This is a genomic window from Aminiphilus circumscriptus DSM 16581 (assembly GCF_000526375.1).
GTDB classification, from domain to species: domain Bacteria; phylum Synergistota; class Synergistia; order Synergistales; family Aminiphilaceae; genus Aminiphilus; species Aminiphilus circumscriptus.
The window spans coordinates 101,011-119,638 of record NZ_JAFY01000007.1 but is presented as its reverse complement, the minus strand read 5'-3'; the positions used below and the strand labels follow the sequence as shown (position 1 = coordinate 119,638).

The 18,628-nt window shown below is 63.0% G+C and carries 21 protein-coding genes; all 21 read right to left on the bottom strand.

Annotation, left to right across the window (positions count from 1 at the left end):
• Nucleotides 1–12 precede the first annotated feature (12 nt).
• The gene (fliF, locus tag K349_RS0111200) at nt 13–1,584 is read right to left on the bottom strand and encodes a flagellar basal-body MS-ring/collar protein FliF (protein WP_029165874.1); all 1,572 of its coding nucleotides are present in this window, start codon (nt 1,582–1,584) and stop codon (nt 13–15) included.
• 9 nt (nt 1,585–1,593) lie between these two features.
• Complete coding sequence (gene fliE / locus K349_RS17115) at nt 1,594–1,914, bottom strand: flagellar hook-basal body complex protein FliE (RefSeq protein ID WP_029165873.1); 321 nt, start codon at nt 1,912–1,914, stop codon at nt 1,594–1,596.
• 213 nt (nt 1,915–2,127) lie between these two features.
• Nucleotides 2,128–2,547, bottom strand: a complete 420-nt coding sequence (gene flgC, locus K349_RS0111190; RefSeq protein WP_029165872.1) for a flagellar basal body rod protein FlgC — start codon at nt 2,545–2,547, stop codon at nt 2,128–2,130.
• On the bottom strand, nt 2,547–2,948 hold the full coding sequence (flgB, locus tag K349_RS0111185) for a flagellar basal body rod protein FlgB (protein ID WP_029165871.1): 402 nt from the start codon (nt 2,946–2,948) through the stop codon (nt 2,547–2,549). The genes flgC and flgB overlap by 1 nt, the downstream gene beginning before the upstream one ends.
• A 258-nt stretch (nt 2,949–3,206) precedes the next feature.
• Nucleotides 3,207–4,043 (bottom strand): GTP-sensing pleiotropic transcriptional regulator CodY, encoded by an 837-nt coding sequence (gene codY, locus K349_RS0111180; protein WP_029165870.1) that lies wholly within the window; start codon nt 4,041–4,043, stop codon nt 3,207–3,209.
• Between the two features lie 137 nt (nt 4,044–4,180).
• Nucleotides 4,181–5,605 carry an ATP-dependent protease ATPase subunit HslU gene (gene hslU / locus K349_RS0111175; RefSeq protein WP_476726753.1) on the bottom strand — a complete coding sequence of 475 codons (1,425 nt, stop codon included), beginning with the start codon at nt 5,603–5,605 and terminating at the stop codon, nt 4,181–4,183.
• Nucleotides 5,605–6,138 (bottom strand): ATP-dependent protease subunit HslV, encoded by a 534-nt coding sequence (gene hslV / locus K349_RS0111170; RefSeq protein ID WP_029165868.1) that lies wholly within the window; start codon nt 6,136–6,138, stop codon nt 5,605–5,607. The genes hslU and hslV overlap by 1 nt, the downstream gene beginning before the upstream one ends.
• Entirely contained in the window at nt 6,131–7,030 is a 900-nt protein-coding gene (locus tag K349_RS0111165) for a tyrosine recombinase XerC (RefSeq protein ID WP_029165867.1), read from the bottom strand. Before K349_RS0111165 ends, hslV begins: the two co-directional genes overlap by 8 nt.
• 63 nt (nt 7,031–7,093) lie before the next feature.
• Nucleotides 7,094–8,428, bottom strand: coding sequence for a methylenetetrahydrofolate--tRNA-(uracil(54)-C(5))-methyltransferase (FADH(2)-oxidizing) TrmFO (trmFO, locus tag K349_RS0111160; RefSeq protein ID WP_029165866.1), 1,335 nt, complete (start codon nt 8,426–8,428; stop codon nt 7,094–7,096).
• The gene (gene topA, locus K349_RS0111155; protein ID WP_029165865.1) at nt 8,421–10,601 is read right to left on the bottom strand and encodes a type I DNA topoisomerase; all 2,181 of its coding nucleotides are present in this window, start codon (nt 10,599–10,601) and stop codon (nt 8,421–8,423) included. Before topA ends, trmFO begins: the two co-directional genes overlap by 8 nt.
• Nucleotides 10,602–10,618: 17 nt before the next feature.
• Nucleotides 10,619–10,897 carry a hypothetical protein gene (locus K349_RS0111150; RefSeq protein ID WP_029165864.1) on the bottom strand — a complete coding sequence of 93 codons (279 nt, stop codon included), beginning with the start codon at nt 10,895–10,897 and terminating at the stop codon, nt 10,619–10,621.
• 27 nt (nt 10,898–10,924) lie between these two features.
• Complete coding sequence (gene dprA, locus K349_RS0111145; RefSeq protein ID WP_029165863.1) at nt 10,925–12,061, bottom strand: DNA-processing protein DprA; 1,137 nt, start codon at nt 12,059–12,061, stop codon at nt 10,925–10,927.
• On the bottom strand, nt 12,028–13,557 hold the full coding sequence (locus K349_RS0111140) for a YifB family Mg chelatase-like AAA ATPase (RefSeq protein WP_029165862.1): 1,530 nt from the start codon (nt 13,555–13,557) through the stop codon (nt 12,028–12,030). Before K349_RS0111140 ends, dprA begins: the two co-directional genes overlap by 34 nt.
• A complete protein-coding gene (locus K349_RS0111135; RefSeq protein ID WP_029165861.1) occupies nt 13,554–13,928 on the bottom strand; it encodes a YraN family protein in 375 nt (124 codons plus the stop codon). The genes K349_RS0111140 and K349_RS0111135 overlap by 4 nt, the downstream gene beginning before the upstream one ends.
• Nucleotides 13,925–14,197: an EscU/YscU/HrcU family type III secretion system export apparatus switch protein gene (locus K349_RS0111130; RefSeq protein WP_029165860.1), complete on the bottom strand. Its 273-nt coding sequence runs from the start codon at nt 14,195–14,197 to the stop codon at nt 13,925–13,927. Before K349_RS0111130 ends, K349_RS0111135 begins: the two co-directional genes overlap by 4 nt.
• A 9-nt stretch (nt 14,198–14,206) precedes the next feature.
• On the bottom strand, nt 14,207–15,256 hold the full coding sequence (locus tag K349_RS0111125; protein WP_029165859.1) for a hypothetical protein: 1,050 nt from the start codon (nt 15,254–15,256) through the stop codon (nt 14,207–14,209).
• Nucleotides 15,253–15,822 carry a ribonuclease HII gene (locus K349_RS0111120; protein ID WP_029165858.1) on the bottom strand — a complete coding sequence of 190 codons (570 nt, stop codon included), beginning with the start codon at nt 15,820–15,822 and terminating at the stop codon, nt 15,253–15,255. Before K349_RS0111120 ends, K349_RS0111125 begins: the two co-directional genes overlap by 4 nt.
• Nucleotides 15,822–16,709: a YlqF/YawG family GTPase gene (locus K349_RS0111115; RefSeq protein WP_029165857.1), complete on the bottom strand. Its 888-nt coding sequence runs from the start codon at nt 16,707–16,709 to the stop codon at nt 15,822–15,824. The genes K349_RS0111120 and K349_RS0111115 overlap by 1 nt, the downstream gene beginning before the upstream one ends.
• A gap of 2 nt (nt 16,710–16,711) precedes the next feature.
• The gene (lepB, locus tag K349_RS0111110; RefSeq protein WP_029165856.1) at nt 16,712–17,236 is read right to left on the bottom strand and encodes a signal peptidase I; all 525 of its coding nucleotides are present in this window, start codon (nt 17,234–17,236) and stop codon (nt 16,712–16,714) included.
• A 134-nt stretch (nt 17,237–17,370) separates the two neighbouring features.
• The gene (locus tag K349_RS0111105) at nt 17,371–17,817 is read right to left on the bottom strand and encodes a hypothetical protein (protein WP_157367382.1); all 447 of its coding nucleotides are present in this window, start codon (nt 17,815–17,817) and stop codon (nt 17,371–17,373) included.
• A 252-nt stretch (nt 17,818–18,069) separates the two neighbouring features.
• Nucleotides 18,070–18,627 (bottom strand): 2-oxoacid:acceptor oxidoreductase family protein, encoded by a 558-nt coding sequence (locus K349_RS0111100; protein WP_029165854.1) that lies wholly within the window; start codon nt 18,625–18,627, stop codon nt 18,070–18,072.
• Nucleotide 18,628: the final 1 nt, after the last annotated feature.

The window sequence follows — 18,628 nt, the reverse complement described above, 5'->3', positions numbered from 1 at the left end:
TCTCCCAGGCGGCTATTCCTCAGCCAGCCAATTCTTGATGACTGCAGCGACATCCTCGGGGTTCTTCATCGCATAGATGCGAAGCTGTTCTTCCAGAACGACGACTTCACTCTGTCCGGCCATCAGATCAGGGTTTTCCATGAGCTCTCTCAGGCTCGGCACCTTTCCTTCCTCGCCTCCAGCCGCCTGTTCGAGGAGGAGCCGCCGGCGGCGGCGCATCCACCAAAGAGCCACGCCGACCGCCCCCACAAGCACGAGCGCGAGCGCGATCATGCCCATGAGGAGCTGCTGTCGCCGCTGCTCCTGGAGCTGGGCGAGAAGGTTGTCCACAAAAGAGGTGGAGAAGGGCATGGGCTGGATGACGAGCTTGTCTCCCCGAACCTCGTCGATACCGATGGCCGCCGCAACGGCCTCCTTGAGTCCACCCAGCTGTTCGTCCGAGAGCGTGCCGTCCACGAGAACCGAGGCGGAGACCCGTTTCACCGTTCCCGGCGTCCCCACCTGCTCTTCTTCCCGGGTGGTGATCTCGTAGTTCTTCGTGGATTCCGTCTTGGCGTATTCGCTGTTTCCCTGTTGCTGTCCCGTGATGGCATACCCCGGGATATTCGTGGTCGTTCCCGGGGGCGCCCCGGGGACACTGCCTGGCCCCGTGTACGTTTCTTCCATATCCTGCTGACTCCGCACGACGCCTTTGCCGGTAGGACCGGGGATGAATTCCCTGGTGGAAACTTTCCGCTTGTCGAAATCAAGTTCCACCCGGACGCGCACCACGGCCTTGCCGGGGCCGAAAACCCGCTCCAGCATGACGCGAAGCTTGCGCTCGAATTCCTGTTCCTGTTGCCGCTCGAGCTCTCGCTGTACCGAGGAGACGGAAGAGCCCAGGCCATCGCTTCCCGCAAAGATGAAATTTTCATCGGCGATCATGTCGGAGAGGACATTACCCGCCGTGTCCACCACGGTGACGTCGTCGGCACGAAGACCCTCGACGCTGTGAGCGACGAGGTGGACGATGGAACGCACCTGTTCCGGACCGACCTTTTTCCCCTGTTTCAGCCGGACGAGGACGGAGGCGGTGGAGGGCTGCTGTTGTTCAAGGAAAAGGCGCTGCTCGGGAATGACGATGTTGACCTTCGCATACTCCACGGCGTCGATCTGCAGGACCGTCCGCGCCAGTTCCCCCTCCAGTCCCCGGAGGTAGGTGATGCGCTGCTGAAAATCGCTCATGCCCATCTTGGCCCGATCGAAGATCTCGAAGCCCACGACACCCCCCTTGGGAAGCCCCGAGGAGGCGAGATTCAGCCGCACCTCATGGACCACGTCCCGGGGAACGAGAATGGCGTTGGCCACGGGATCCAGCCGGTAAGGAATCTTCTGCTCCCGAAGGATCGCCACGATAGAGGCCTGGTCGTCCACCTCAAGCCCGGAAAAGAGGGGATCGTAGGCTGTCCTTCCCGACCAAAGCACGAGGAGGACGATGGCGGCCACCACGAGCACAGACGCCCCGAGCAGAGAATACCGCTGCCACGGAACAAGGGACTCCCAAAAAACCCGTATCCTGGAGAAGAACTGCCTGATCCGTTCCATGAGCGTTCGTCAGACCGGCATTCTGGCGATCTGCTGATAGGCATCCACCAGTTTGTTCCGGATCTCCATGAACAACCGCAGGGACATCTCCGCCTCGGACGCGGCGACAACCACCTCGGAAATGTCGTTCACTTCGCCCAGTGCCAGCTTTCGCGTCTTCTCGTCCGCCACATGCTGCAGGTCGTTCACGTTCTCCATACTCTCCTTGAGGACTGCGGCGAAGGTGGTTCCACTTTTGGCTCCCTCATCCTTCTTCTGAACCGCGCCCCCCTTCCCCTCGTCCCCGAAGGGAAGTGTTCTGTCAAGCAAATTCAGGGTGACGACACTCATGTTCGCCTCTCCTCCCGGAAATACGCATGTACAGATTTACACTATGATACCACATCAGACTGACATTTACCGCAAAAGACTCTCCCCTGTCGCTCTTTCTCCAAAGGCAATACTCCGGTAATTTACCAGAAAAAGCGAAAAAAAAGCAGGGGGGACTGCCTCACCCCCCCGAATCGAAAGCCTTATTTTTAACTGATCCCAAAGTCCCAATATCTATCCTTTGAGCACTTCCAAGGCACTGTTCCACATAGCCTTTCCCGTGTCCACGATGGAAAGGCTCGCCTCGTAAGCCCTGCTGGCCACGATCATGTCCGTCATCTCCCGCACCACGTTCACGTTCGGATAGGCCACATATCCTTCCTCGTTCGCGTCGGGATGTTCCGGCTGGTACACCAGACGGGGCGGAAGGGGATCCTGCGCGATGGCGGTCACCTTCACTCCACCCGACGCGGAATTGGGAGAAAGCTCGCGGTCGAGGCGTTCCGCAAAAACAGGAACTCTCCGCACATAGGGGCCTCCGTCGCCGGAGCGCGTGGTATTCACGTTGGCAAGATTTTCCGAAATCGTGTCCATCCAGAGACGATGCGCCGTAAGAGCGCTTCCCGCCACGTTCAAGGAGTGAAAGACGCGCATCATCGGCCTCCTATGACAGCCTTGTACAGACCGAACTTTCGCCCGAGCATCCTGTTCATGGCGGTATATCCCATCCTCGTCTGGTTGAGAAGGGCGTTCTCCCGCTCGGGATCAACATTGTTTCCGTCGAGGCGGTACCACTCGTCGTAGATCCGGGACTCCTCGGGAACTACGTCGTTTACGGAAAGAGGACGCCGCGGAATGTGCTTCGTGTCGGTCACGGCAAGAGGCAGCTTCGTGGGACCGTCGATGAGTTCTTTCAACTGGTCCTCGAAGGAGACCTCCCGGCGGGCATACCGCGGGGTGTTGCCGTTGGCCATGTTCTGGGAGACCGCCTCGAACCGGCGAGACAATCCTTCGACATCCTTCGCGATGACATCCCAGGTCATGTCCCTCTGCATGAAACTCCCTCCCGAACGATTCAAAGATGAACGGATCTCATCGAACCCTTTTGTGTATCGGCAGCGTCTTTGCTTCTCTTGAAAGGCGAATCGCTCCCGGGATCTTCCTTTTCGCCGGATCCCGATACGGAGAAAGGGGAACAGGCTTGTCCTCTCCCGAAGAAAAACGCCCGGTGGGATCTGCCGAAACGTCGGAGATCCCACCGGGGAAAAGCTGGGACAAAACGTCACAAAACCTCTGTGGCGGGGGTTGTCGGATCACTCCTCGAAAATGCCCAGTTCCTCCAGAAAAAGCGCGCTCAGAACGCGGATGTACGTTCCCTTCATGCCGAGGCTCCGGCTTTCGATGATTCCGGCGCTCTCCAGCTTGCGCAGGGCATTGACGATGACGCTCCGGGTCACGCCGACGCGATCCGCCACGCGGCTCGCCACAACAACTCCTTCGGGGCCCCCGAGCTCCCGCACGATGTGCCGCACCGACTCCACCTCGGAATAGGAAAGGGCACGCATGGCCATCTGCACCACCAGACGCTCCCGGGCGCGTTCCTCGATGGAACGAGTCCGCTCGTGGAGAATCTCCAGTCCCACCACGGTGGCGAGATATTCTGCGAGGACGAGATCCCTCGTGTCAAAGGGCTGGCCGAACCGCGCAAGAATCAGGGTCCCCAGGCGCTCTGCCCCGCCCGTGATGGGAACGTAGAGCACGTGCTTGTTGGAGTAGGTACAGGGATGGTCCGCATAGGCACACAGCCCGTGGTCCGTGTGGTTGAGCACCGATTCGTGATACTGGTTGAGTTTCTCCACATAGGAATCGGGCATGCTGTTCTTTTCGAGCAGGTTCGCCATAATGGGACAGTCGTACTCACTCACCCAGGCATACCCGAGGATGCGCCCCTCCCGGCTGATGAGATACACGTTGGCCGCCGCAAGATCGCACAGAAGCTTGGAGAGCTTTTGGTAATCCGGATAGGCCCGATGGTCCCTTCTGTTCTGCAGTGCCCGGCTCACGAGACGGGTCTTCTCGAGCAGATCCTGCATGGCCGAAGGATTCAGGATCTTCGCTCTCGACTCAATGAGTTCCTTTGGAGTGTTCATCGTCACGGCATGTCCCTCCTAATTTCTTCTTCTCGTAAACGTGTCGTTCACAACGGCCCCACTCGGGACTTCCGGCATGATTTTCCTCGTCGTGCGTGCCCTTCCCGCGATTCTCGAATGCCTCGTTATTCCCTTTTCTAGAGAAGGTAGTTCCGCATGTCCTTGTCCGCCGCCACATCCCGCAGGCGCTCCTCCACAAAAGGGACATCCACGCGGACCGTGCTGCCGGCCAACTCCTGCGCATCGAAACTGATTTCCTCCAGAAGAAGTTCCATAATGGTGGCGAGCCGCCGGGCACCGATGTTCTCCATGTCGCGGTTCGCCGCCGTGGCAAACTTGGCGATGGCGCGCAGCGCTCCTTCTTCGAAGAGAAGTTCCACCCCCTCCGTGCCGAGCAGGGCCTGATACTGGCGTACAAGGCTGTGTTCGGGCTCCCGAAGAATGCGGAACAGCTCCTCCTCGCCGAGAGAATCGAGCTCAACCCTTATGGGAAGTCTTCCCTGCAGCTCCGGAACGAGATCCGACGGTTTGACCTTGTGGAAGGCCCCGGCGGCGATGAACAGGATGTGATCCGTCGTGACCGGGCCGTACTTGGTCTGCACCGTACATCCCTCCACGATGGGCAGGAGATCCCGCTGAACGCCCTCGCGGCTCACGTCCGGTCCGGCCCCACGGCCCTCTCCAGCCGCAACCTTATCCAGTTCGTCGAGAAAGACGATGCCTTCCTCCTGTGCCTTTTCGAGGGCTTCCCTGGTAACGGCCTCCATGTCCACGAGCTTTTCCGCCTCTTCCGCCTCGAGAATGCGCCGCGCCTCGGCGACGCTGACGCGGCGCCGTCGGGATTTCTTGGGCAGCAAGCCGCCGAGCATCTCGTTGAGGTTCATGCCCATCTCCTCCATGCCGGCACCCCCCAACAGGGGCATGCCGAGCTTGGGCACCTCCGTCACCTCGATTTCCACCTCCCGGTCCTCGAGCCTGCCGTTGCGCAGCATCTCCCGAAGTCGTTCCCGGGTCGCGGCGAAGCGCTGTTCCTCCTCCGGCGTCTGGGGGGAAGGTGTACTCGCCTGGGCGGCCTCTTCCTGCTGACCGCCGAAGAGACGAAAGAACTCGGGAACACGGGAGACCGCGGAACGAGGCCGGGGAAGAAGAGCATCAAGCAGTCGGTCCTCGGCGCGCACCTTCGCGACCTCACGGACCTCTTCGACCTTCCGCTCCTTCACCATCTGCACCGCCGTCTCCACGAGATCGCGGATCATGGATTCCACATCGCGCCCCACATAGCCCACTTCGGTGTACTTGGTGGCCTCCACCTTGACGAACGGGGCGTTCACCAGGTGCGAGAGGCGGCGGGCGATCTCCGTCTTACCCACCCCCGTGGGACCGACCATGAGGATGTTCCTGGGAGCGATCTCCCTGGCCGCCTCCTCGGGAAGACGCCGCCTGCGCAGGCGGTTCCTCAAGGCGATCGCCACGGCGCGTTTGGCCTTTTCCTGGCCGATGACGTATCTATCGAGATAGGCGACGATCTCCCGGGGGGAGAAGTCCCGTCCTTCCTGTCGTATCACGCGTCGATCACCTCCACGGTGATGTTCTTGTTGGTGTAGATGCACAGATCCCCCGCGATCTCCAGAGAGCGGCGGGCTATCTCCTCCGCGGGCCATTCCGCGGCTTCGCAGAGCGCCCTCGCCGCAGCAAGGGCGAAGCCGGAGCCGGAACCGATGGACGCGGCGTATCCTTCAGGTTCCAGGACATCCCCCGCGCCGGAGAGCAGAAGCGTCTGCTCCCGGTCCGCCACGAGCATCATCGCCTCTAGCCTGCGAAGAGCCCGGTCGGTACGCCATTCCCGAACCATGGTCACGGCGGCCCGCATGAGATTTCCCGAATGCTCCTCCAGAAACTTTTCAAAGCGCTCCAGCAGCGTCATGGCATCGGCGGTGCTTCCGGCGAATCCCGCGAGCACCGTGCCGCGGTAGAGACGCCGTACCTTTCGCGCCCCCGCCTTGACAACCTGGTTTCCCAACGTGACCTGTCCGTCTCCCACCATGGCGACGCGGTTCCGGATCCGCACGCAGAGAATCGTCGTCCCCTCAAACATGTTCGTCCGCTCCTCCCCCGCGGGGATGGGCCGCGCTGTAGCTCCGGCGCATCTGCTCCGCGGTGATCCTGAGATATTTCTGGGTCGTCACGAGGCTTTCGTGGCCCAAGAGTTCCTGAAGCACCCGAAGCGACGCACCCCCCTCAAGCATGTGCGTCGCAAAGGAATGGCGCAGCACGTGGGGTGTCACACCCGCGAGCCCGACGATCCGGGCGGCTCGGGTGACGATGCGGTGCACGGTGCGCACTGAAAGTTTTCCACCCTCCTCACCCGGAAAGAGCGGCCCACACCGCTCCCCCGAAGGCGGGAGGGGCAATTCCAGAAGGGCATCCCGAGCAATGCGCCCCATGGGAACCATGCGCTCCTTGTCCCCCTTGCCGCGCACGCGAATCCACCGCTCCTCAAGCTGCACGTCCTCCCACTCGAGCGCGGCGAGTTCGGCCACGCGCAGGCCACAACCGTACAACAGTTCCAACACCGCCCGGTCGCGATGAAACTCCTCCCCGCGCGGCCCCTCTTCGACGAGACGCGCCGCGTCTTCCCGGGAGAGCGCCCGGGGAAGACGCTGAGGCAGCTTGGGACTCCGCACGGATGCCGCCGCGTTGGAAGCCACTCTTCCGTTCCGTTGGAGAAAGGCGAACCAGCTCCGCACGGCGGAGAGTTTCCTCGCCGCGCTGGTCTTCGCGTATCCGAATCCCATGATGTCCCGAAGAAAAGCACGGACATGGGAGGACGTGATCTCCTCCACGTCTTCAAGCCCCTGCTGGAGAAGAAACTCGCAGAACTGGGCGAGATCGACCGCGTAGTTGGTCACGGTATGATCCGAACGTCCCAGAGAGAAGCGCAGGTGCTCCAGATAGCGGTCCATTTCGACGGAGAGATTTTCACTCATGGCGCGTATTGTAGCACTTTTCCCTTGAAATTGGGAAATTTCTGGAGAAAGGGGTCATAAGTACTACGGAAAAAGCGCGCCCTGCTTCTCAAGAAAGAGTGCGATGGCTTCCCGTGCCCTGGTGGCTACCGCTCCGCACCGCTCGGTCCGCCCCCGGATCCGCTTCGGAAGAGGAGGGAAAATGCCGAGATTGCAGTTCATGGGTTGAAAGTTTCCGGGAAGGGCACTGCCAAGATAATGCAGCAGGGCTCCGATGGCGGTCTCCTCGGGCCAGTGCGGAAAGGGCGAACCTGCGAGGAAGGCCGCACAATTCACCGCCGCGACAAGCCCCATGGCGGTGCTCTCCACATAGCCTTCCACGCCGACGAGCTGCCCCGCCAGAAACAGTGCCTCCCGTCCACGAAGCCGGAGGGAGGAATCCAACGCCAGAGGAGCGTTGACGTAGATGTTCCGGTGCATGACGCCGAGGCGGACAAACTCCGCCTTCTCCAGTCCCGGAATGAGCCGGAAGACGCGCTCCTGCTCCCCCCAGCGCAGATTGGTCTGAAAGCCCACGAGATTGTAGAGTGTGCCTTCCCGGTTGTCCTGGCGAAGCTGCACCACCGCGTAGGGTTCTCTTCCCGTTCTCGGATCGGGAAGCCCCACAGGACGCATGGGACCGTAGCGGAGGGTGTCCGGCCCTCGCTCCGCGAGGACCTCCACGGGAAGACATCCCTCGAAATAGCGCGGATCCTGTTCGAAGTCCTTGCGAGGCGCCCGTTCCGCCGCCAGCAGGGCGGAAAGAAAACGCTCGTAGGCCTCTCGATCGAGGGGACAGTTCAGATAATCCTCCCCCTGCCCCCATCGGCTGGCCCGGTAGACCGTGTCCGCATCCACACTCTCCGCGGTCACCACGGGAGCGACCGCGTCGTAGAAGGCGAGAAAACCTCCCGCGGATTCCCTGAGACACGCCGCAAACGCCGGACTCGTGAGAGGTCCCGTGGCGATCACCGCGGGTTCTTCGGGCAACGTGGCAACCTCCTCCCGGAGGATCGTCACCAGGGGATGTGCGGCGAGACGCTCCGACACGAAACGGGCGAAGAGTTCCCGATCCACCGCCAGAGCCCGCCCCGCAGGAACGGCGCTCTCTTCGGCGGCTTCCATGACGAGGCTCTTCATGCGCCGGAGTTCTTCCTTGAGAAGTCCTCCCGGGCTTTCCGGCACGTCCGATCCGAGGGAATTGCTGCAGACCAGCTCCGCCAGCCACGCCGTTCTGTGGGCGGGAGTGCTGTTTACGGGGCGCATTTCGTGGAGACGGACCGTATGCCCCCGGCGGGCCAACTGCCACGCCGCCTCGCTCCCCGCGAGGCCACCTCCGATGACGGTGACGGATTGGGGCGGAACCGAGGCGCTACACATCCGAGGTGGTTTCCTTCGAAGAGTTGGGCGACGGAGCCGTTCCCTTCCGGGAGGCTCGCGACTTGGCGGCGTTCGGCTTTTTTTTCGGGCGCCCGGCCTTTTTCTTCGGTACGGGTTCCGTGGACTCGCTCTGGCCGGAACAGGCAGGACAGAAGGACGGCTTGTTCTTTCCCCGTACCATCAGAGGAGCGCCGCATTCGGGACATTTTTCTCCGCTTGGCTGGTTCCAGGAGACGAAGTCGCAGGCAGGATAGAGGGAACAGCCGTAGAAGAAACGCCCCTTCTTCGTACGTCGTCGCACCACCTCTCCCTTGCCGCAGGTGGGACAGGGGATACCGAGGGTCTTCAGGATGGGACGGGTGTAGGAACAGTTCGGATACCCCGAACAGGCGATGAACTCACCGAAGCGTCCCCGCTTGATCACGAGGGGTGCGCCGCACTCGGGGCAGGCTTCACCGATCTCCTTCACGGGAACGCGGACACGTTCCGCGTTTTTCTCCGCCGAGGCAAGCGTCTCGGAGAAAGGGCGCCAGAAATCGTCCACCACGTCCACCCAGGGGCGGTCCCCCTGCTCGACTTCGTCGAGTTCGCTCTCCATGCCCGCGGTAAAACCGACGTCCACGATGCCCGGGAAGTGAGCGACGAGAAAGTCGTTCACCACAAGCCCCAGGTCCGTTGGCTCCAGGCGCCGCTCGTCGTTGCGCTCCACATAGCCCCGGTCGTAGAGCGTCTGGATGATGGTGGCGTAGGTGGAGGGACGACCGATGCCCTTCTCTTCGAGAGCCTTCACGAGCCCGGATTCCGCGTACCGTGCGGGAGGTTTGGTGAAACGCTGCTCCCGGAGGACATCGTCCACAAAGAGCGTCTCTCCCTCCACGGCGGGAGCGATGAGCCCCTCCTTCAGGTCCAGGGGCCAGACCTTGCCCCATCCTTCGAAACAAAGGACCGCTCCGGCCTGGGCGAGGCCATAGACGCCACACTCGGCCTCGAGCGTGCTCCGGGCCACCACCGCAGCAGACATCTGCGATGCGGTGAACCGCTGCCAGATCATGTTGTAGAGTTTGAATTCATCCCCCGAGAGTTCCCCCTTCAGGCGTCCCGGAAGGAGTTCCGGATCAGTGGGACGAATGGCTTCATGCGCGTCCTGGGTCCGCCCTTTCGCGGCAAAGATATTGGGTTTTTCGGGAACGTACTCGGCCCCCCACTCCTTCCCGATGACCTCGCGCGCCCGGGCGACGGCGTCGGGGCTGAGACGGAGGCTGTCGGTGCGCATGTAGGTGATGAGCCCCACGGGGCCTTTCCCCGGAAGTTCCACACCCTCGTAGAGGGTCTGGGCGATCCGCATGGTCTTTCGCGGAGAAAACCCGAGGCGACGCGCCGCCTCCTGCTGGAGCGTGCTCGTCTTGAACGGAGGAAGAGGAGGCCGCTTGGTCTCCTTGACGCGAAAGGATGTCACGATGAGAGGATTTTTCCGAAGAACGGCCTCCACAGCCTCCGCTTCGGCAGCATCGGCGATGGTGACCGTCTTCTTGTTCCGTCGTTCCACTCTCAGCCGGTAGGCGCGGCCGTCCTCGGAGGAGGCCTCCACATCCACAAGCCAATACTCCTGTTCCGTGAAGTTCCGGATCTCCCGCTCCCGGTCCGCGATGAGACGGAGTGCCACGGACTGCACGCGCCCCGCGGAAAGGCGGGGCTGCACTTTTTTCCAGAGCAGAGGACTCAGGGTATAACCCATGACGCGGTCCAGAATGCGCCGCGCCTGCTGCGCCTCCACCTTGTTCATGTCGATGGGCGAAGGAGTTTTGACCGCTTCGCTCACCCCACGGGCCGTAATCTCGTACATGCGGATCCTGCACGGCGTGGCGGGATCGACCTCCAGCACATGAGCCAGGTGCCAGGCGATAGCCTCACCTTCGCGGTCGGGGTCGGAGGCAAGGAGGATCGCGTCGCTCCCTTTTGCGGCATTCTTTAGTTTCTTGATCAATTCGCCCTTGCCGCGGACGAGAATGTATTCGGGAGTAAAGCCGTTCTCCAGATCGACACCGAGCTTGCTCTTCGGAAGATCCCGAATGTGCCCCATGCTCGCCTGGATTTCGTATCCTTTTCCGAGAATTTTCTGAAGTGTTTTTGCTTTTGCGGGGGATTCAACAATGACCAGTGTTTTTTTCGCCATGAGAACGTTCCGTCCCGTCACACGAGCCAAGGGGTGTAGGGAACGTGTCGTACTGCGGCGACGGCATCGCGGTAGTCGATTTTCTCAGGAGCCGCCGCGGCGAGATCGAAGAGCATCCGGAAATCCTCCTCGTCGACGGGTCTGTTCCGGGAGCTTCCCAGGAGAACCGCGGACGTCAACGCTTCCTCGAGGACCGGATCCGATTCCCGCTGCAGTGAAAGGTAGTCCACAACGGCGCCGAGCGCCTCCTGCGTCAGATATCGTCGCTCCTGGGGATGAAAGACTCTGCATGCCATCTGGTGCAGCACCTCCAATGGAAGATCTCACCGGGGACCCGCACGCCACCGTCCCGGCCCGGACTCGTAGACGAGTCCGCGGGCGCAAAGGACGGCCAGGGCGGCGGAAATCCGAGCGGGGCTCATTGTACCCTCTGCAGCCATGTTGTCAATCGTTCGGTCCCCCCGCTCCCGAAGAAGGCGGAGCAGGCGTGTTTCATCGGCGGAGAGAGTGGAAAAAACGCCATCCTCCTCCTCGGGCATTCCGTCTCCGGCTCCGAAGAGAGAGAGTTGCCCATCCTCCGAAAAAGAGGGTCTCGGGCAAAGCAGATCGACGAATTGCTCCACCTGAACGAGCGGGAAGGCCCCGTCGGCGAGGAGGGCGTTGGAACCCCGGCACACCTTCTCGTCGATGCGCCCCGGTACGACCCAGAGTTCGCGCCCCATTTCCCCGGCGAGCCGGGCGGTGATGATTGCTCCGCTCCGCTCGGGAGCCTCGACGACGACCAGGTGAGACGACAGGGCGGCGATGATTCGATTCCGCCGTGGAAAAAGCCATCCCCGTCCCGGCGTTCCCAGGGGATATTCACTCACCAGGGCACCGTCTTTTGCGACCATGTTTCGGAAGAGGTCCTCGTGCTCACTCGGAAAGATCCGGTCCACTCCGGTTCCAAAGACTGCCACGGTGCTGCCCCCGCCATCCAGGGCGCCCCCGTGGGCGGCGCCGTCGATACCGAGAGCACCGCCGCTCACGACGACACATCCCCTGCGAGCCAACTCGCTTCCCAGAGCAAACGCCACGGCCCTTCCGTAGGAAGTGCACCGGCGTGTGCCCACCACGGCCACGAAAGACCCCGGGAGGGGAAAACGTCCCCGCACGTAGAGAAGAAGAGGACGCTCCTCCAGATCCTCAAGCCCCTTCGGGTAGTCCGGGTCGCCACACAACACGAGGCGAAGCCCCTCGTCGTCACATCGAGATTTCTCCTTCTCCGCCCACCCTCGCCGAAAGAGCTTTTTCAGCGCCTCGGAGGCTTTTTCCGAGATGCCGACCTCCCGATGGAGTGCGTCGCATCCCCGCTCCCAAAGCGCTTCCGGAGGAAGTCCACGATCGCGGAGAAGGTCCCAGACGCGCGAGGGCGCAAACACCGCGTTCAGGAGGAGAAGCGCCTTGATCCTGTCGTCCATGCGTTTCCTCCCTGTCTGTAGGCCAGCGCCTCCGCCAGATGGGCGGTCCCCACTGCATCCGCTCCCTCCAGATCCGCCACGGTGCGCGCCACCCGCAGAATGCGGGAGAGCCCCCGTCCGGAAAGCCGACATCGCCGGGCCGCGTCCTCGAGAAAACGCCGCTCCGCTCCTCCGAGCCGCAGCTCCTTCCGCAGCAGTTTCTCCGGAACTTCGGCGTTGCACCCGAAGCCGAACGGAGTCCAGCGTTCGCGCTGCCGTTCCCGGGCGGCGGTGACGCGCCGCCGGATGTCCGCGCTGGACTCGGCGCCGTGTCCCTCCACGGCAACCAGCTCCTCCGGCGTGAGCCTGGGAACACTGACGTAGAGATCGATCCTGTCGAGAATTGGACCGGAGAGACGCCTCGCGTAGCGCTCTCTCTCGGAGGCGGAACAGCGGCACGGCTCCGAAGGATCGCCGTCGTTGCCGCAGGGACAGGGATTGGCCGCCGCGACGAGAAGGACCCGGGACGGATAGGTGACGCTCCCCGAGGCACGACTCACCACGATCTCGCCATCCTCCAGGGGTTGGCGCAGCGCCTCCACGAGATCCCGAGGAAACTCCGGGAACTCGTCGAGAAAGAGCACCCCCCGATGGGCACGGCTGATCTCGCCGGGGCGCAGACCAGACCCGCCGCCACAGATGGCGGGGAGAGTCGCCGTGTGGTGAACCGCCCGGTAGGGTGGACGGCGCCCGTCCTCCACGGCCACACCCAGGGTGCTCCGGACGAGGAGCACCTCCATGAAGTCCTCCTTGGAGAGCGGCGGCAGAATTCCCCGAAGCGCCCGGGCGAGCATGGTCTTTCCGGAGCCGGGAGAGCCCACGAGAAAGATGTTGTGATGCCCCGCCGCGGCGATCTCCAGCCCCCGCTTGGCCTGAAACTGTCCCTTCACGTCCGCCATGTCGGGATCGGGCTCCGCTTCGTGCTCGGGAATCTCGCAGGAGACGACCGGGGAGAGTTCCGCCTCACCCCGGAGATGGGCGAAGAGTGCGGGCAGGTCGGGAACACCGTAGGCGATGATCCCCTCCACGAGAGCCACTTCGGGGACGTTCTCCAGAGGAACGAAGAGAGGAAGGCCCATGGTCCGGGCAAGCAGCGCCGCGGGAACCGCGCCGCGGACGCGGCGGAGCCGCCCGTCGAGTGCAAGTTCACCCATGAAGAGCGCCGGAGGAACCTCGTCTATGGCTCCCGTGCGACAGGCGAGGGCCACGGCGAGAGCAAGATCGAGCAACGCCCCCTCCTTGGGAATGTCCGCGGGAGCGAGATTGACGGTGACACGCCCGCGGAGAGGAATGTCCACGGTGCGCAGCGCCGCCCGAACTCTCTCCCGGGCCTCCCGGACGGAGGCATCGGGCAGTCCCACGATGGCGATGGCGAAAAGCCCTCCCGTGACCTCCGCCTCCACCTCGACGCAGAGCGCCCTCGTTCCGCGAAGGGTCAAGCCGAGAACCGTGCTCATTCGCAGACCATCCCCGCGGTGATGTCCCGGAGATGGCTCTCGTGCCACTCACCGTTCCGATCCACCGTGAATCCCACGAGATCGATCCGCCAGGGGCCCTTCCATCCTCTCGACACAACCCAGCTCCTCCCCGCCCGAACGAGACGGCGGAGCTTGACGGGACCGACGGTCTCCTCCGGAGGCTGGAGGACACCCACACTTCGGGTGCGGACCTCCACCACCACCACTTCGTCTCCGTGGCGACACACGAGATCCAGTTCGGCTCCTCCGATCCGCACGTTGCGCTCCAGCACGCGGTATCCCCGGGCCTCAAGACGGCGGCGGGCCTCCTCCTCGCCCTCGGCACCCAAAAGCGCCCTGGAAGCGCTCATGGGCGCCGCTCCTTGTCGAGCCTATACACGAAGGAGAGAATTTTCGCAACAGCCTCGTACAATTCCACGGGAACCTCCTCCCCCAGCTCCAGGACGAGAAGGGCGCTCACCAGCGCAGCATCCTCCACGATAGGGATCTTGGCTTCCCGGGCGATCTCCACGATGCGGTCCGCCACGAACCCCTTTCCGGAGGCGACGACCCGAGGCGCCCCGTCCTGCTTCCGGTCATACGTGAGTGCTGCCGCCTTGGAGCGCTTCTTTCCGTCCATGCCGGCACCTCAGGCCTGTACGTCCACGCCCCGGTAGGCCATGGGGTCCACCCCGTCTTTCCGGGGAAACACCCCCACGCGAGCCACCCGAAGAGGCAATGTCGCCAATTCTCCCATCAATTCAGGCAGACGCTCGCGAAACAACGCAGCGGTCTCTTCGTCGGAAGTCCCCAATCCCACGGCCAGAGCGTTTCCATCGGTGGTCACCTCACCGCCCACCAGCCCGAGAACAACTCCTTCTACTTCGAAAGCAACGCGCCAGATTTTCCGTCCTTCTCGTTCCTCCAGATGGGCCGCCACCTCGGCGAAGGCGGAGACATCCTCGTCCAGAGGCCAACGTGCCGGAGTCAAAAGCGCCGGGTCGATCCCCTGCCGGGCCGACTTGGACAGAAAACCATGGGCGCGGAGAAACCGGGAGAGTTCCTCGTCGTCCCCCGCCAGGGCCGCCGCGCCGGGAGGCTCCCCCTCTCGGGAGGAAAGCCGCTCGCCGCTTCGCAGATTCTCCCTGAGACGCTTCCACAGACTGGCAAGCTGTTTCTCCTGGAGTGCGGCATACCACGCGACGAGTTGGACGTTTGCGAAGGTCAGGGGCAGATCTCTCGCCCAGAGTTCCACCAGGGACCCGAGCATGTCCGCGCCACCACCGAGACGGAGCCAGACCGCCCGCAGTCCCTGAAGCACATCCTGCGAGGCCGGAAGCCCGCGGGAAAGAAGGGCCGCCGCCAGTTCCCTGTCCTGGAAGGGAACGCGGGCGAGCAGAGCCGAGTCCTTCTCTGAGAGGCGCAGGAGAGGAACATCGCCGCTCGCGTCCCAAAGCGCCCGAAAGCGCTGCCCCACCAACAGGGGAAGATTCGACAGCGCCCGCATCTGGCGCCCCGCCACGGAAACGAGATATTCTCCGTTCTCATCCGCCCGAAGCACGATTCCCTCCACAACCGAACCATGCGGAATGGGACGCTGCTCCCCCCGGGAAACGGGGGTCTGCTCCGTCGGAAGTCGCTCCAGCCCCTGAGAACGCGGGTCGATTCCGCCCCCGGGAAGCCCGCTCACACCCGTCATGGCAGCACTCTCCAGGAAAAACTTCGTCGGTGCGCCGGGGAGAGTCCCTTTTCCTCCAGAATCCGGCGATGTTCCGCCGTGGGATATCCCTTGTGCCTGGCAAACCCCCAGCCCGGATACACCTTGTCCAGCACGGTCAGCACGCGGTCCCGCAAAACCTTGGCCACCACCGACGCCGCCGCGACGGCGAGAACCCGCTCGTCCGCCTTCGGAAGCGTCCGCTGCGGGAGGCCGAGCCCGGGAATCCGCACAGTGCCGTCCACAACCACGAGATCAGGAGGAACGGGGAGTGCCCGCACGCTCCGTTCCATACACCAGAGGGATGCCTGGAGGATATTCATGTCGTCGATCCGCTCGGGGCTCGCCGCCTGGGCCTTCCAGAGCACGCCCAGGTCACGAAGAAGGGCGAAGAGCCGCTCCCGCTTGCGCGGGGAGAGTTTCTTGGAATCCGTAAGTCCGAACGCATGAAGAACTCGAATCTGAGAGGGCAGGAGAATTGCCGCCGCTGCGACGACCGGACCGGCGAGGGGCCCCCGGCCTGCTTCGTCCACTCCGGCGACGAGCATCAGCGGACCTCCGGAGCGCGCTCCAGAGTGACCCGGCCAAGTTTTCCCGTAGCGAAGGCTTCGCAGAGCTTTTTCCCCGCCGCCTCCCGGTTCACGCGCCCACCCTGGACCAGGCATCCCAGCCGGCGTCCCACACGGTGGAGATCATCCCGAGGGTCCGTTTCTTCGGGCGTGCCCACGTCCCCGGAATCTTCCTCGTCCGAAGAGGCGCGTTCTTCAGGCGCGCTTTCAGGAATCCCCCAGGTCCTCTCGACGAGACCCCAGAGCCCCTGCTCCCGGAGATAACGCAACAGTTCCGTTCCGAGCAGTTCATACCCGCCCGTCACATCCCCCTTGCTGCACCCGAGCCAGGCGAGCATGCGATGCACCTGGGCGCCTCCGTGGGGATCGAGGATGCCCGGGGAGTCCACCACGAGAAGCCCCTCCCGGCTCCGATACCAGGAGACACCCCGGGTCACGCCGGGGATACCTCCCACGGCGGCGCTGTGTTTGCCAATGAGCAGGTTCAACAACTGCGATTTGCCGACGTTCGGAATGCCCACCACGGCGAGACGAACTTCCCGGTGACGCGGTGACGCCGCGATCAGGGCGGACCGAAGGTCGTCAACACCGTCCCGGAGGAGATCGAAAGCCCAGGCGCGTCTCCCCTGGGCCCGCAAGGCGGTCATCCACCGCTCCGTTCCGGCGCCGTCCGCAAGATCGCGTTTGGCGAGGACGACCCAGACGGGGCGCAGCGCCGCCAGCTCTACACCTCCGGGAGACGCCGTCGCCCGCGGCGCCCGCGCGTCCCGTACCTCCACGAACAGGTCCAGTTTTTCCGCAAGTCCCTCGAGTTCCCGGCGTCCCTTGGCCATGTGGCCGGGAAACCAGACCGTGCGTCCCGCCATGGCTATTCGAGAAGGCCTATGCGAGCGATGGGCCAGTAGCGGACGAACGCCGGCCCCTTGAGATAGCTCCGGGGGACGAACTTGTGTACGTCCGGCCAGAACCGGGCGTCCTGGGAGTTGGGGCGGTTGTCACCGAGGACGAAATACTGCCCCTCGGGAACCTTCACGGGTTCCATGTCGTAGTAGTCGTGATTCCGCACATAGCTGTCGTCAATGGGATTTCCGTCGATGTAGACAACGCCGTCCTTCATGGAGACGGTCTCGCCGGGAAGCCCGACGATGCGCTTCACGAAATCCCGCTGGGGATCCACGGGGTACTTGAACACCACGATCTGCCCGCGCTTCGGCTCGGAGAAGGTGTACCAAAACTTTGCCACCAGGACTCGATCACCGATTTCGAGGGTCGGAATCATGGAACCGCTGGGAATCCAGAAGGCCTGCACCACGAAGGTACGCAGAATCAGGGCGAGCGCAAGTGCCCAAAGAATCGTCTCGATCGTTTCCCGCCACCACGGTTTCGCTGCCAAAGCAATTCCTCCCGTTTCGAATGTCGCGCCGTAACGCGCACTGCCGTTGCCTCGTCGTCTTTCTTCGGTTCCCCGGTCAAAGCGTTTCCGGGTATTCAGAATACCCTTTCCCTCTTTCCGTTTCAAGCATGTTTTCAGGGAGGCGTGTCCCGAAGGTCGGTCCTGCCGTAGAGGGAGGCCACGAAATAGCACACCGGCACCGCACGCGGGCGCTTCTCGGAACGCAATTCCAGGGTGAAAGCGGGAGAAAAGGTGAATTGCATGGGCGTGAAGGTCGAGCGGGTGGTGAGCGCTCCCTGGACGGAAAACCACGTTCCCCCTCCCGCAGTGAAACGTTCCGTCGATCCCGTGACATTCCAGGAGAGAAGAACGCTCTCGGTCAGGCCCGCGGGGAAAAAAAGCTGGAACCCCTCTCTTCTGCGATTCGCCTCGGTCATCCGGCCCTGCAGCCACACAGCGAATTTCCGGCCATCCTCCCGGACCGTCTCCGGTGACTCGTTCCCGAGAAGCCGGTGTGCGAGAGTCAGGGTCAGGCCCCCGCCAAGGATCGTCATCATGCCGAGCACGAAGAGGAGTTCCACGAGGCTGAATCCGAAGGATCGCCGCGAGGAGGCGACAAGAGAAACTTCGGAGGACCGGGAAAAGCCCTCCTCGTCATGCCCGTCGCGACGGCCGGAAGAGAACGAGGCGAAAAAGGATGCCGTCATGTCGGCGTGTGAAAAGTGCGCCGCAGGTTCGGCGGCGCACTTCTGCCTTTTTTCCGCTCGTCGTGCGTTTCTTCCCGCGCGGCAGCACGGCGGCGGAGAGCGTTCATTCGCCCTGGAGGAGGCACGTTATGCCGTAAAGTGCCTGTATCCGAGTTCGAGCACCTTGCAGTTCGCCTCCCGGAACTTTTCCGGCGACAGCTCCGCAACGGCCTGTCGCATCTGCTCCATCGGAATGTCCGAGATGCCGGCGCCGCACATGGCGCCGAGAATGAGCACGTTCAGGAAAAGAAAGCGTCCTCCCATGTGCTCCCGGAGAATGTCGTAGCCGGGAATGGCGCAGAGACGCAGATTCCTGGCATCGCAGAACCTCCGGAGATGCGCGTTGTCCAGTGCCTCCGGGGCATGTACGTTCAGGACGGCCTGTCCGCCCTTTTTCAGGAACTGCAGATTGCGAAATCCCTCGTTCTGGTCGAAGGCGAGAAGGATGTCCGCATCGCCGCTGCGCACGAGAGGACTCAGGTAGTTCCCCACCTTGAAGTGACTCACCACGGAACCGCCGCGCTGAGCCATGCCGTGCACCTCGCTGCCGAGCACGTGCATGCCCCGGCCTAGGGCGATATGCCCGAGGACTTTGCTGCTGAAGAGAATTCCCTGGCCGCCGAGTCCCACTACGACATACTGCATG

Coding starts and splice junctions, on each gene's coding strand:
- fliF (WP_029165874.1), bottom strand. CDS start 1,584: ATGGAACGGATCAGGCAGTTCTTCTCCAGGATACGGGTTTTTTGGGAG.
- fliE (WP_029165873.1), bottom strand. CDS start 1,914: ATGAGTGTCGTCACCCTGAATTTGCTTGACAGAACACTTCCCTTCGGG.
- flgC (WP_029165872.1), bottom strand. CDS start 2,547: ATGCGCGTCTTTCACTCCTTGAACGTGGCGGGAAGCGCTCTTACGGCG.
- flgB (WP_029165871.1), bottom strand. CDS start 2,948: ATGCAGAGGGACATGACCTGGGATGTCATCGCGAAGGATGTCGAAGGA.
- codY (WP_029165870.1), bottom strand. CDS start 4,043: ATGAACACTCCAAAGGAACTCATTGAGTCGAGAGCGAAGATCCTGAAT.
- hslV (WP_029165868.1), bottom strand. CDS start 6,138: ATGTTTGAGGGGACGACGATTCTCTGCGTGCGGATCCGGAACCGCGTC.
- K349_RS0111165 (WP_029165867.1), bottom strand. CDS start 7,030: ATGAGTGAAAATCTCTCCGTCGAAATGGACCGCTATCTGGAGCACCTG.
- trmFO (WP_029165866.1), bottom strand. CDS start 8,428: ATGTGTAGCGCCTCGGTTCCGCCCCAATCCGTCACCGTCATCGGAGGT.
- topA (WP_029165865.1), bottom strand. CDS start 10,601: ATGGCGAAAAAAACACTGGTCATTGTTGAATCCCCCGCAAAAGCAAAA.
- K349_RS0111150 (WP_029165864.1), bottom strand. CDS start 10,897: ATGGCATGCAGAGTCTTTCATCCCCAGGAGCGACGATATCTGACGCAG.
- dprA (WP_029165863.1), bottom strand. CDS start 12,061: ATGGACGACAGGATCAAGGCGCTTCTCCTCCTGAACGCGGTGTTTGCG.
- K349_RS0111140 (WP_029165862.1), bottom strand. CDS start 13,557: ATGAGCACGGTTCTCGGCTTGACCCTTCGCGGAACGAGGGCGCTCTGC.
- K349_RS0111135 (WP_029165861.1), bottom strand. CDS start 13,928: ATGAGCGCTTCCAGGGCGCTTTTGGGTGCCGAGGGCGAGGAGGAGGCC.
- K349_RS0111130 (WP_029165860.1), bottom strand. CDS start 14,197: ATGGACGGAAAGAAGCGCTCCAAGGCGGCAGCACTCACGTATGACCGG.
- K349_RS0111125 (WP_029165859.1), bottom strand. CDS start 15,256: ATGACGGGTGTGAGCGGGCTTCCCGGGGGCGGAATCGACCCGCGTTCT.
- K349_RS0111120 (WP_029165858.1), bottom strand. CDS start 15,822: ATGCTCGTCGCCGGAGTGGACGAAGCAGGCCGGGGGCCCCTCGCCGGT.
- K349_RS0111115 (WP_029165857.1), bottom strand. CDS start 16,709: ATGGCGGGACGCACGGTCTGGTTTCCCGGCCACATGGCCAAGGGACGC.
- K349_RS0111100 (WP_029165854.1), bottom strand. CDS start 18,627: ATGCAGTATGTCGTAGTGGGACTCGGCGGCCAGGGAATTCTCTTCAGC.